14 protein-coding genes are annotated in these 12,496 nt (G+C 43.1%); 9 read left to right on the forward strand and 5 right to left on the reverse strand.

Annotated elements, in window-relative coordinates; all coding sequences use genetic code 11:
• Positions 1 to 7: 7 nt before the first annotated feature.
• Positions 8 to 853, forward strand: coding sequence for a tetratricopeptide repeat protein (locus L0659_RS24095; protein WP_235129133.1), 846 nt, complete (start codon positions 8 to 10; stop codon positions 851 to 853).
• Positions 854 to 1,111: 258 nt separating this feature from the next.
• Positions 1,112 to 2,674 (forward strand): Rne/Rng family ribonuclease, encoded by a 1,563-nt coding sequence (locus L0659_RS24100; protein WP_235129135.1) that lies wholly within the window; start codon positions 1,112 to 1,114, stop codon positions 2,672 to 2,674.
• A gap of 29 nt (positions 2,675 to 2,703) precedes the next feature.
• Here the strand turns inward: L0659_RS24100 and L0659_RS24105 are convergent, their stop codons facing one another.
• The 5 genes from L0659_RS24105 to aat all read right to left on the reverse strand — a co-directional run bounded on the left by L0659_RS24105 (position 2,704) and on the right by aat (position 7,613).
• Entirely contained in the window at positions 2,704 to 3,531 is an 828-nt protein-coding gene (locus L0659_RS24105) for an enoyl-CoA hydratase/isomerase family protein (RefSeq protein WP_235129137.1), read from the reverse strand.
• 33 nt (positions 3,532 to 3,564) lie between these two features.
• Complete coding sequence (locus L0659_RS24110) at positions 3,565 to 4,677, reverse strand: M20 family metallo-hydrolase (RefSeq protein ID WP_409019419.1); 1,113 nt, start codon at positions 4,675 to 4,677, stop codon at positions 3,565 to 3,567.
• Positions 4,641 to 5,891: a glutamate-5-semialdehyde dehydrogenase gene (locus tag L0659_RS24115; RefSeq protein ID WP_235129138.1), complete on the reverse strand. Its 1,251-nt coding sequence runs from the start codon at positions 5,889 to 5,891 to the stop codon at positions 4,641 to 4,643. The genes L0659_RS24110 and L0659_RS24115 overlap by 37 nt, the downstream gene beginning before the upstream one ends.
• The gene (gene proB / locus L0659_RS24120) at positions 5,891 to 6,922 is read right to left on the reverse strand and encodes a glutamate 5-kinase (protein ID WP_235129139.1); all 1,032 of its coding nucleotides are present in this window, start codon (positions 6,920 to 6,922) and stop codon (positions 5,891 to 5,893) included. The genes L0659_RS24115 and proB overlap by 1 nt, the downstream gene beginning before the upstream one ends.
• Positions 6,923 to 7,001: 79 nt before the next feature.
• Entirely contained in the window at positions 7,002 to 7,613 is a 612-nt protein-coding gene (gene aat, locus L0659_RS24125) for a leucyl/phenylalanyl-tRNA--protein transferase (RefSeq protein WP_235129140.1), read from the reverse strand.
• Positions 7,614 to 7,970: 357 nt separating this feature from the next.
• Between aat and L0659_RS24130 the strand changes: the two genes are divergently transcribed.
• The 7 genes from L0659_RS24130 to argC all read left to right on the forward strand — a co-directional run bounded on the left by L0659_RS24130 (position 7,971) and on the right by argC (position 12,485).
• Positions 7,971 to 8,699, forward strand: a complete 729-nt coding sequence (locus L0659_RS24130) for a GNAT family N-acetyltransferase (RefSeq protein WP_235129141.1) — start codon at positions 7,971 to 7,973, stop codon at positions 8,697 to 8,699.
• A gap of 178 nt (positions 8,700 to 8,877) precedes the next feature.
• Positions 8,878 to 9,174, forward strand: coding sequence for a type II toxin-antitoxin system HigB family toxin (locus tag L0659_RS24135; RefSeq protein ID WP_235129142.1), 297 nt, complete (start codon positions 8,878 to 8,880; stop codon positions 9,172 to 9,174).
• Positions 9,175 to 9,188: 14 nt separating this feature from the next.
• Entirely contained in the window at positions 9,189 to 9,593 is a 405-nt protein-coding gene (locus L0659_RS24140; protein WP_235129143.1) for a type II toxin-antitoxin system HigA family antitoxin, read from the forward strand.
• 46 nt (positions 9,594 to 9,639) lie between these two features.
• Positions 9,640 to 10,842 carry an argininosuccinate synthase gene (locus L0659_RS24145; RefSeq protein WP_235129145.1) on the forward strand — a complete coding sequence of 401 codons (1,203 nt, stop codon included), beginning with the start codon at positions 9,640 to 9,642 and terminating at the stop codon, positions 10,840 to 10,842.
• A 25-nt stretch (positions 10,843 to 10,867) separates the two neighbouring features.
• Positions 10,868 to 11,104, forward strand: coding sequence for a DUF2281 domain-containing protein (locus tag L0659_RS24150; RefSeq protein ID WP_235129147.1), 237 nt, complete (start codon positions 10,868 to 10,870; stop codon positions 11,102 to 11,104).
• Positions 11,101 to 11,505, forward strand: a complete 405-nt coding sequence (locus L0659_RS24155) for a type II toxin-antitoxin system VapC family toxin (protein ID WP_235129148.1) — start codon at positions 11,101 to 11,103, stop codon at positions 11,503 to 11,505. Before L0659_RS24150 ends, L0659_RS24155 begins: the two co-directional genes overlap by 4 nt.
• Complete coding sequence (gene argC / locus L0659_RS24160; protein WP_235129149.1) at positions 11,502 to 12,485, forward strand: N-acetyl-gamma-glutamyl-phosphate reductase; 984 nt, start codon at positions 11,502 to 11,504, stop codon at positions 12,483 to 12,485. The genes L0659_RS24155 and argC overlap by 4 nt, the downstream gene beginning before the upstream one ends.
• The last annotated feature ends 11 nt before the right edge of the window (positions 12,486 to 12,496 follow it).

Here is a 12,496-nt window from a genome sequence, read left to right on the forward strand (position 1 = left end):
TAACAGTATGAAAAAGTCTATCTTTCTTTCTTGTGTACTTGCAGTCGCTCTGGTTGGAACGCTTTTCAGCCTTCCCAAGGTCGTTGTGAATACGAAGGGAAAAGAAGTAGGCAACGAAAGAAGCCAGTCCCAGGCAGCTGCAACCGTAGCTGCTCCGGACTCTTCCGTTCAGTCGCCATCACATGAAGCCACCATCGCGCCGGATCAGCAAAAAATCGTCGATCAGCTCAGAAATGGCTTTGAAAATGCGAATGATAAGGAAAAGGTTGCAGCGGGCTTGAAATTGTCAGATAAATTTGCTCAGTTGCAGAAGTTTGACAGTGCAGCATTTTATGCTGAAAAAGCAGCGCTTTTGTCTCCAAATGTTGAAAATCTTGTCAGGACCGGTGATCGTTATTACGAAGCTTACGGATTTGCCATTGATGATCATAAAGCAAAAAACCTTGGAGCCAAAACTCGCGAATACTACCAGAAAGCACTTGACCAGAATCCTGGCCTGTTAGCTGCCAAAGCCAACATGGCGATGACTTACGTGAACACAGAAAACCCGATGCAGGGAATTTTAATGTTGCGCGAAGTGATTGACACCGATCCTACCAACGAATTGGCATTGTTCAATTTAGGGATCTTGTCCATGAGATCTAACCAATATTCAAAAGCTGCCGACAGGTTCAGACAGATTTTGACCAATAATCCGGCCAATACAAAAGCGAAGTTCTATTTAGGATTAACGCTCGTGGAACTGGGAAACAAAGAAGAGGCCCGCAAGGTCCTTTCCGAAGTTAAAAAGGAGGAAAAAGATCCTGTAATCCAGCAAGCGATTGGCGAATTGGAAGGTCGTCTGAACAATTGATAAGCAGAAAAAACAATCAATTTTTATTTTAAACGACATAAAACATGCCTTGCGGAAAAAAAAGAAAGAGACATAAGATTTCAACTCACAAGAGAAAGAAAAGACTTAGAAAAAACAGACATAAGAAGAAATAATATATCATGACCGGATTTTCTTTAAAGTCCGGTCATGCCTTCTTCCCCTCGTATGTATTGCCCCTTTCGATCAGAAAGCGGAGGTTAAGTATCAACATTATATAGCCATTCAGTTGGTTGAACATTGAGTAACGAATTACTAATCAATTCTACTCAAAAGGGAGAACGTATAGCCCTTTTGCAGGATAAACGTCTTTTAGAATATCACGTCGAAACACCGGATCAGAGCTTTACCGTTGGGGATATTTACCTTGGTACGGTTCGCAAGCTGGTAGCGGGGCTTAATGCCGCGTTTGTTGATGTCGGTTTTGAAAAAGATGCGTTTCTGCATTATCTTGATTTAGGGCCAAATATTAATTCTCTCAACAAATTAACGAAGGACGTAATATCCAAGCGTCAGACTTCCGGGAAGTTGAATAACTTCAAAATGGAGCCTGAAATTGAAAAGCTGGGTAAGATTGATAAAGTCCTTTCGAAAAACCAACCTATTCTTGTTCAGATTGTTAAGGAGCCTATTTCTACAAAAGGACCAAGACTTTCCTGCGACATTTCGATTGCCGGCCGTTACATTGTATTGGTCCCCTTCTCAAATTCTGTAAACCTTTCCAAAAAGATCACCGACAAAGCGGAACGAAACCGTCTGCAACGTCTGATGTCTTCCATTAAGCCTGCCAACTTCGGTGTGATCATTCGCACTGTTGCAACTGGGAAGGATGTGGATGAGCTGAATAAAGATTTGCAGGATTGTCTTGATAAGTGGGAAAACGGCATTAAAATGCTCCGCGACGCCAAACCGCGTGATCGCGTCATTGGTGAAATGAACCGCGCTTCTTCGATCATCCGCGACATGCTGAATGAATCATTCGATAGCATTACGGTCGATTCAAAAGACGTTTACGACGACATTAAGGCTTACATTCACAACATTGCGCCGGATAAAGAGAACATTCTGAAACTGCATAATGGCAAGAATAAGCTGTTTGAACAATTTGGTCTTGAAAAGCAGATCAAGTCGTTATTTGGCCGTTCTGTAAGCTTGCCAAATGGCGGTTACCTGATCATTGAACATACTGAGGCGCTGCACGTTATTGACGTCAACAGTGGTAACAAGTCCAATTCAGAAGAAGATCAGGAAGCGACTGCATTGAGCGTAAACCTTGAAGCAGCCAAAGAAATTGCCCGCCAGTTGCGTTTACGCGATATGGGTGGAATTATCGTTGTCGATTTTATCGATATGAAAAAAGCGGAAAACAAACGCGTTCTTTTCGATACAATGCGCGACGAAATGAAAGGCGACCGTTCCAAATACACGGTGCTGCCGCTTTCAAAATTTGGTCTGCTGCAAATTACCCGCCAGCGCGTAAGACCTGAAATGAACATTGTCACTCGCGAAACATGCCCTACTTGCGGCGGAACGGGCACAATTCAGGCGAGCATTTTGGTTTCAGATGTGATCTCAAATAATCTGGATTACATTCTTACCAAGCAAAATGAACGTGGAATTACCATTTCACTTCATCCATTCCTGCATTCTTATTTCACAAAGGGATTAATTTCCGAGCAAGTAAAGTGGCTTTTCCATTACAAAACGTGGGTGAAGCTGATCAAAGATACTTCGCTGGGTGTGGTCGATTTTAAATTCCACAACCGTTACGGTGAGGAAATTGAGATTGTTCCGGGTAATTAGTAGCTGATTTTAAATTTCAGCATTCATCATCATTTTCCTTTCCAATTCAGGCTTCTTTTTTCTTTAAAAGCTTGCATTCCCTCTTTTGCATCTTCGGATTTTAGGATCTGATCGAGTTGTGCTTTAAGGAAACTGTGCTGCTCATTTCCAGGGATATCCTTTAACCTTAGAAATGCGCTCATGCCTTGCTGGATCGCATAAGGAGCGTTTTGGGAAATTTGTGTAGCCGTAAGCTGAACTTCGTCGGCAATATTTCCGGCGAGTGCAATGTATGTTACCAGGCCTAATTGAAGCGCTTCTTCTGCATCGTAACGTTTGCCAGTAATACACATTTCCATAACTTTTCTAGGCGAAATGATCTGGTTAAGTGACGCCATAACCTGCATCGGCCAGATTCCACGCTTTACTTCCGGCAAGCTGTAATTTGCGTCAATTACACTAAAAACAAATGTGCAGCCGCAAATAATCAGAAATCCTCCCGCCAAAACTGGCCCTTCAACTTGCGCAATGCTTGGTTTGCAAACTTCATTGAAAGCATCGCCTAACTTCGCTTCTTCCCGGATCGCGGGCAATGTTGTATTTTTCGTATCAGCAGAAAGGTCATGAAAAGCATTCAAATCCGCCCCTGCACAGAAAACGGGACCTTCTGCATTGACGATCAAGCAACGCACTTCGCTATTGTAATGTGCGTAAGCCAATGCGAAAATGATTTCCTCCGCCATAGTCGGCGTGAAAGCGTTGCGCTTTTCGGGACGGCTTAGCGTGATGGTGAAGATATGATTGGATAAAGAAGTTTTGATATATAAAAACTTCACTGCGTCGAAAGCCTGCACGTCTTCCTCTGTGTAAAATCGCATAAATCGCCAGTTAGCGTTTGGAAATGCAGAATGTTAAGATATTAAAACACCTTCCAGCATGGTTATATACTGCTTAATTCCCGCCTCGATCTCATGAAGATAGATAAATTCATCCGCACTATGGGAACGGCCCGAATGTCCCGGTCCCATTTTCAATGACGGGCAATCCAGCAGCGCCTGATCAGAAGTCGTAGGCGAACCATATGCTTCTCTTCCCAACTTCAAACCTTCCAAAACAATCGGATGATCCATCGGAATGCTTGAAGGGCGTAACCGAATGGATCTTGCAGAAACTTCGGATTCAATGTTGGCTTGAATCACTTCAATTACTTCTTCCAAAGTATATTGATCCGTTACTCGAACATCAATGGTGAAGTTACAGGCATCTGGAACGACATTATGCTGCGTCCCTGCATTAATGATTGTAACAGACATCTTAACCGGTCCCAACGTTGGGGAGACTTTCGGAAACTTGTATCCCTGAATCAAGCTAATGTCTTTTAATGCTTTGTAAATCGCATTATCGCCTTCCTCGCGTGCAGCGTGACCGGATTTTCCTGTTGCCGTGCAGTCCAGAACCAGTAAACCTTTTTCAGCGACTGCTAAATGCATTTCCGTAGGCTCTCCTACAATGGCAAATGCGATTTCAGGCAATTCTGGAACGACGATTTCCAAGCCTTCTTTTCCCGAAATCTCTTCCTCGGCAGTTGTGGCGATGGCAATGTTGTAAGCGAGATCCGCTTTATCAAAAAAGTAGCAGAATGTTGCAATGAGCGAAACCAGGCATCCGCCGGCATCATTACTGCCTAATCCAAACAATTTATCGTCCTCAACTATTGCCTTAAACGGATCTAATGTCCAAGATTTGTTTGGCTTGACTGTGTCGTGGTGAGAGTTTAAAAGCAATGTGGGTTTCTGGTTGTCAAAATGACGGTTATAAGCCCAGAGATTGTTCTTTTTTTGTTGGTAAGGAATATTTTTGGATTCGAAAAAATCGGCGATTAGTTGCGCTGTGCCGGCTTCTTCTTTGCTGAAAGAAGCTGTCTCGATTAAGCTTTTCAGCAGCGCGATCGCTTCGTTTGTTAATGTTTGTATATTTTCCAATGCACTTACCATCTTACCTGTCCGTCCCCTTTTACAATCCATTTTTCTGTCACGAGCTTTTCGAGTGCGAAAGGCCCGCGTGCGTGCAGCTTTTGTGTTGATATGCCAATTTCCGCTCCTAGTGCGAAAACTGCACCATCGGTAAAGCGCGTTGACGCATTGGCATAAACTGCGGCTGCATCCACTTCTCTTAAAAACCTTTCGATCTTGGCTTCGTCTTTCGAAATGATTGCTTCGGAATGTCTGGAAGAATGTGCCCGAATGTGTTCCAGAGCTTCATCCAATCCATCAACAACCTTTACAGAACATTTATAATCTAAAAATTCTCTTCCAAAATCGTCTTCCTCAGCACGTTGCAGCATTGGATAACCGTCTTTTTCAAAAATGTCATAAGACGTTTCATCCGCAAAAACTTCAACATTCCATTTGATAAAATCTTCTTTCAATTTTGGTAAAAGTTCAGCAGCAACTTCTTTATCGACTAAAATCGTGTCCAAAGAATTACAAACGGACGGCCGCGAAACCTTAGCATTCACAATAATCTTGGCCCCTTTTTCCAGATCGCCTGTTTTTTCAATATAAGTATGACAAACGCCAGCGCCCGTTTCAATCGTGGGAACCAGTGAATTTTCCCGCACAAACTTGATCAGGCTTTCAGAACCTCTTGGGATGATAATGTCCACGAATCGGGTTGCAGTAAGCAATTCTGCAACAAACTTCCTATCTGTCGGCAATAGCATTACGGCCTCGGAGTTAATGACGAATTCAGCGAGTGTTTCGTGGATCAGCCCCACCAGGAACAAATTGGAAAAATGTGCTTCCTTACCGCCTTTTAAGACACAAGCATTTCCCGAACGCAGGCAAAGCGACGCAACATCCAATGTGACATTGGGCCTGGATTCATAAATAACACCCACCACGCCCAGCGGAACGGCAATTTTGCGCAGTGATAAACCTTGCTCAATCGTACGCTCCATCAGTACTGCACCACTCGGGTCGGGCAATGCTGCTACATCGCGAAGACTCTCTGCCAGGCCCTGAATTCTTTGTTCATTGAGCAACAGCCGGTCTTTTTTCGGATCGGCGTCGTCCATCACATCAAGGTCTTTCTTGTTCTCGGCGATAATGTTGGCAACATTGGCCAAAACTTTATCTGCCAAACTGAGCAAAAGTGCCGAGCGCTGCTGATCGGATAAATTCCGGACAGCGGCGGATGCCTTTTGGGTTTGTTCTAATAGGGGTAAAATGGATTCCATTATAATAGTACGATGTCGTTGGCATGCGCCACTTCAAAATTCACTGTTTTCATGTTGGCACGGATAGCAGCCGAAGTTTCCCTAGCCCGCGCCACCGCGATCATTTCTTCCAAAGGAGAATATATTTCAATAATTTCACCGGATTCAAAATCGCCGATCACTTCCACCACGCCCACGGCCAGCAAGCTTTTTCGCTTTAATAATGCTTTCGAAGCGCCTTCGTCAATTTGTAAACTTCCCGAAACCAATCCACCGCTTCCTAACCACCTATTTCGGGCCGAAAGCGTGCTTTTTCCTGGATTAATAAGCGTTCCGGCATTTCCTTTCAATGCTTCCAGTAATTCATTTTCCTGCTTCATGCCGAAAATGACAACCTTAATCGCCATGCGTGCAGCCAGTTTGGCAAATGTCAGCTTTGAAGCCATTCCGCCCAAACCGAGGAAAGATTTATCGGTCCTTACAAACTTGAAAACCTCGTTCACATTCGATACGTTCCTCAGAATGTTCCCGTGCTCATCCAGCAAGCCTCCGACTGACGTGCAGAACATTAATGATTCAGCACCGAAACCAACTGCCAGCAATGTCGCCAGTTCATCATTGTCCGAAAATTTCAATTCACGGTCACTCACAACGTCATTCTCGTTTACAATCGGAATAATGTTGTTTTCCCACAATTCTTCGAATGTTTCCTTTAATTGCAGAAACTTGGCGCGGTTTGCAAAATGCTGTCTTTCACAAAGACTCTGGGCAATGTAAATTTTATTGGGGGCAAAATAAGTTGCATATAAGCCCACCAATAACGGATTACCCACAGACGCAGCCGCTTTCCGCTGCGTCATTGTTCCTTTGTAATCCTGAATATAAGCTTTTCCCGCACCCACCGCGCCGGAAGAAACAATGATAATCCTGTATTGCGAATGAATGGATGAAACCTGCCTCGCTATTTCCGAAATAATCCTGACGTCAGGCTCACCCGATGGAAGCGTTATCGAAGCGGTCCCGAATTTAATGACGAGTATTGGTTTTGACACTTTGAAATATGGCTTGAACGGGACGCTTGCCATCAGGCGGTCCCAAGTCTGAAATCTGAGCCTAAAAGTAGAAAATTATTCAAAGAATGTCTTCCAGCACTTTGCCACTGAATCTCCTTTTCAACTTTAATGCTTGTTGTAACTGGTCGAGATAGGCGTCACGCGGAATTTCGATTGCGCCATATCGTAGCACATTATCATTAATAAATTGCGTATCCAGCAAAGCAAAACGGTTCATCCGCAAGATTTGGATCAAATAATGAAAGGCCACTTTGGATGCATTGCTTTCAAAGGAAAACATGGATTCACCGAAGAACACACCATTGATCGAAACGCCGTAAAGCCCTCCTATCAGCTTGTTTTCGCGATAAGCTTCCACGCTATGCGCATATCCCAGTTCATGCAATGCCGTGTAGGAAGCGATAATTTCCTCTGAAATCCACGTTCCCGGCTCCGTCGTCCTTGGAGTCGCACAGCCACGCATCACGCCTTCAAAATCCCAGTTAACCCTTATTTCGAAGTATTTTTTGTTTAAAACAGGACGTAAAGATTTGGAAGGTTTATATGTTTCAATTGGAATGATGGCCCGTGGATTTGGAGAATACCAATAAATGGTTCCGTCTGCCTCTGCCATTGGGAAAATACCATTGATATATCCATTCAAAAGGTCATCTGTACTAATCGCAGACATGAAAGTCATATTTTAAAAAGTAATGTGCCTCGGTTTTGTCCAAACGCGAGCTGGTAAGTAATGAAAACTTTCAATCAGAAACGAACCATAAAAATATATCTTCTGTTTCTTTGGTGTGACATTTTTTTTTCTAAAATTTGCACCCTATTAGACGCATTCGCAAGTCAATGAACGACAACGGCATACATACAGTTCTTCATACTACGCCTTTTCGATTCAGGTCCCCCAGGACCGCATAATTATCTTTTACCTACGTGGTAAAACTTTTATACCCCCAAACTTTTCCAATTTTCAAAACGTCCCATCGTTTTCTCTGGGTGTAGTAATTATTGTTTCGAATATTTTTGTCAGCAATCAATGAAAAATACCGAAGTAGTGGGCAGTAAGTTTATAGTTCAGACTGCCAATGAAAATCATCTTCACTTTGCGGAAACAATTTGCGCAGAGATGGAAGAGAGCGCTAAAAAGCGTGGTACTGGTATCGCCAAACGTTCTCCTGTATATATAATGGAAAAAATGGTGGAAGGTAAAGCCATCATTGCCACCACAGATTCCGGCGAATGGGTTGGTTTTTGTTACATCGAAACATGGGAACATGGCAAGTTTGTAGCAAATTCCGGACTGATCGTGCACCCCGATTTCCGTAACAGCGGAATGGCAAAAGCCATCAAGCAAAAAGCATTTGAATTATCACGCCAGAAATATCCTGATGCAAAAATCATTGGCATAACCACCAGTTTGCCAGTCATGAAAATCAATTCAGACTTAGGTTATGAGCCGGTAACATTCAGTGAGCTGCCTGCTGATGATGCATTCTGGAAAGGATGCGCGAGCTGCGTTAATTACGATGTTTTGACCCGGACCGGCAGAAAACATTGCTTATGCACAGGAATGATGTACAATCCTGAGGATAAAAAGAAAGAAGAAGTGGCGGTTACAGCAGGCGTTGAGCCAGAAAAACATTCCTGGGATTTCTTGAAAGAATCCAGCCTTTACGAGCGCTGGATGCGTATTAAGCAACGCATTTTATTGCGAAGGGAAGAACGCGCCAGAAAGAAAAACGCCGGGACCGTGCTCGTACATTAAAGTACAGCCTTTATTTACAGATTTATATATCTCTTAAATACCTCGCCCGGCAGCCGTTTTTTGGCCTGAGGCGAGGTATTTTTTTGTTACTGCATTATTCAACGTCAAGGAAAAATACGATTAGCTTCCCATTCCGGGAATGCATTCAATGAAACTTACGTACTTTTGCAGTCGAATTATGAGGATTTTTACCCGGGCTACTTTGAGAGAATTCTGGAATTTAACCCCAGATGCGAGACCCGCACTTGAATTTTGGTATGATTCCGTTGAGAAAAGGGACTTCGCAAATCCGAATGAGGTGATTGATTTTTTTAAGAATGCGGACACTGTTGGAAATGGTCGGATCGTATTTAACATCGCTCATAATAAATACCGGTTGATTGCGAAATTTGAATACGAGAAGCGATTGGTGTTTGTTCGATTTATAGGGACGCATCGAGAATACGATAAGATCATTGATATCAAGAATATTTAACTCATTCAAAACACATGAAAGCATTAGCAATTAGTTTGGATGACATAAGAATAAAGCCAATCACAAATGAGGCAGACTTTGAAGAGGCCGGAAAAATAATTGATTCCCTGATTGACGCCGACCTGATAGCAGATCCTTTGGAACGAAAAAGGGCATTGGATACATTGGAAGCAATAACGGTTCTTGCCATTGATTATGAAAAACGTCATTTCCCAATTCCAAAACCCGATCCGATCGAAGCTATAAAGGAAAGAATGGAGCAGTTACATCTATCAAGGAAGGATGTTGCACCCTATTTTGGCGGAGAGAACAGAGTGTCTGAGGTCCTCAATAAAAAAAGGAATTTAACTATTAAAATGATCCGGGAATTAAGCAAAAACCTGGGCATTCCAGCCGACACACTTTTAGCTGCTAGTTAATATAGCAGCGCTTAAACGAGTTATTTACCAAGCATTTATATACATAATGTCACAGCCCAAAGTAGTTTTAGCGTTTAGCGGGGGATTAGATACCTCTTTTTGTGTAAAATATTTAGCCGAAGACAAAGGTTATGAAGTCCATTCGGTTTTGGTTGATACAGGTGGTTTTTCTGCGGAAGAACTGAAAACGATTGAGGCCAATGCGTATGCTTTGGGTGTGAAACAACATGCTACAATCACGAAGACAAGCGATTATTACAATGATTGCATCAAATATCTGATCTTCGGAAATATCCTTAAAAACAATACATATCCGCTTTCTGTAAGCGCTGAGCGCGTTTTTCAAGCAGTTGCTGTTGCAGAATATGCTAAAGAAATCGGGGCAAATGCAATTGCACACGGAAGCACAGGCGCCGGAAATGATCAGGTTCGTTTTGATATGGCTTTCCGCATTATCATTCCTGAGGCTGAGATCATTACTCCGATCCGCGACCTGAAACTTTCGCGTGAGGCAGAAATTGAATATTTGACAAACAAAGGCGTTGGCCGCGAATGGGCCAAGGCTGCATACAGCATTAACAAGGGCCTTTGGGGCACATCGGTTGGTGGCAAAGAGACATTAACCTCAGAGCAATATCTTCCGGAATCTGCATGGCCAACACAGATTACCAAAACAGAACCGGAAAAAATCACACTGGAATTTGAAAAAGGTGAATTAAAAGGCGTTGCTGGTGAAAGATTCGAGAATTCAGTGGAAGCGATTCAAAAGCTTGCTGCTATTGCACAGCCGTTTGGAATTGGTCGTGACATTCACGTGGGTGACACAATCATTGGAATTAAAGGGCGTGTAGGCTTCGAAGCTGCGGCTCCCTTGATCATCATTAAGGCACACCATACATTGGAAAAACACGTGCTGAGCGAGCAACAGCTTTATTGGAAAGAACAACTTTCAAACTGGTATGGAAGCTTGCTTCACAAAGGACAGTTTGTAGAGCCAGTCATGCGCAATATCGAAACGTTCCTTACTGATACACAGGCACATGTAACTGGAAAAGTGCACGTTTACTTGGCACCTTACCGCTTCCACGTGGAAGGAATCGAATCCCCATTTGACTTGATGTCGTCTAAATTCGGCAGCTATGGTGAAATGAACAACGCCTGGACCGGCGACGACGTAAGAGGATTTTCAAAAGTGGCTTCCAACCAGGTGATGATATATCAGAAGGTGAGTGAGTCGGCCGGAATCTAAATAGTGCATACCAAATCATTGTGTTATGACTAAGATCGAGTTGCAAAGTCAAATTCAGCGAAAAGCGCAGGAATTACCCTTGGATTTACTTCAAGAGGTTTATGACTATATGGAATTCATTTTAGAGAAACGCAAAAGAAAGCCTTATTCAAAAACAGAAGACTTGGAAAACTGGTGGCAAAACATCTCTAATTTTTCCGGAGATTTTATGGAGCAACGCAGTCAGCCGCCACTTGACAAGAATGAAAATCTTTTTGAATGAAATATCTGCTGGACACGAACATTGTTGCTTACATCATTAAAAGAAAACCTGTCGAGGTTTTTGAGAAATTGTCGGCTGTTCATTGGGATGAAATAAGCATCTCTTCGATTGTAGTGGCTGAACTTTGGTATGGAGTTGCGAAAAGTCAGCACAAAGAGCGGAATAAAATGGCCTTGGAAAATTTTTTAGCGCCATTTACGATTCTTGACTTTGATGCTCAGGCTGCTGAAAAATATGCTTTGGTTAGGGCCGACCTCGAAGCGAAAGGAACAATTATCGGAGCAAATGATTTATTGATTGCTGCCCACGCGTTGAGTCACGACTTAATTTTGGTGACAAACAATGTCAGAGAATTCGAGCGGGTAGAAAATTTGAAAATTGAAAATTGGGTTACGGAATGAACAACATTAATATAGGAATAATCGGTGCGGCTGGTTACACAGGCGGAGAGTTGATCAGAATATTGCTTAATCATCCGAATGCGGTCATTGCTTTCGCGCATAGCAAAAGTCAAGCTGGAAAACCGGTTTATGCGACGCATACGGATTTGTTGGGTGATACGGAATTGACTTTTTCCGGAGACGACATTCAAACGCTTTTGAATCAGGAAAACTTGAATGTTATTTTTCTATGCTCCGGCCATGGTGAATCTCAAAAGTTTTTGAACGAGTACAATGTTCCTGAATCTGTTAAGATCATTGACCTAAGCACGGATTTTCGTAACGAATCCAATGGCTTCGTTTACGGATTGCCAGAGTTGCAACGTGAAAAGATTGAGACCGCAACTAAAATCGCAAATCCAGGCTGTTTTGCCACAAGTATTGAATTGGCGGTTTTGCCGTTGGCTCAGGCTGGATTGATTAAGGACGACATTCACGTAAGCGCGGTTACGGGCAGCACAGGCGCAGGTCAGGCTTTGAGCGCGACGACGCATTTTTCTTGGAGGAGTAATAATATTTCCATTTACAAAGCATTCACGCACCAGCATCTGACTGAAATCAAAATGAGTCTGGGCAAGTTGCAGGCTGGTTTTGACAAAGCTGTAAACTTTGTCCCTTATCGCGGCGATTACACGCGCGGCATCATGGCGAATGTTTACACAGCATTTGATGGCACATTGGAGGAAGCAAAAAGCATTTACAAAAGCTTCTACGCCTCCCACCCCTTCACACACGTAAGCGACGCGCCGATTGACTTGAAGCAAGTTGTAAATACAAATAAATGCTTCATCAACCTGGAAGTGCATGATGGACAACTGCTGATTACGAGCATTATTGACAATCTTACAAAAGGCGCTTCTGGGCAGGCGGTTCAGAATATGAATTTGCTATTTGACTTGCCGGAAGATGCTGGATTAAGATTGAAAGCGCCGGCGTTTTAACATTATATTTT

It is taken from the genome of Dyadobacter sp. CY347, from assembly GCF_021502655.1.
Taxonomy (GTDB): Bacteria; Bacteroidota; Bacteroidia; order Cytophagales; family Spirosomataceae; genus Dyadobacter.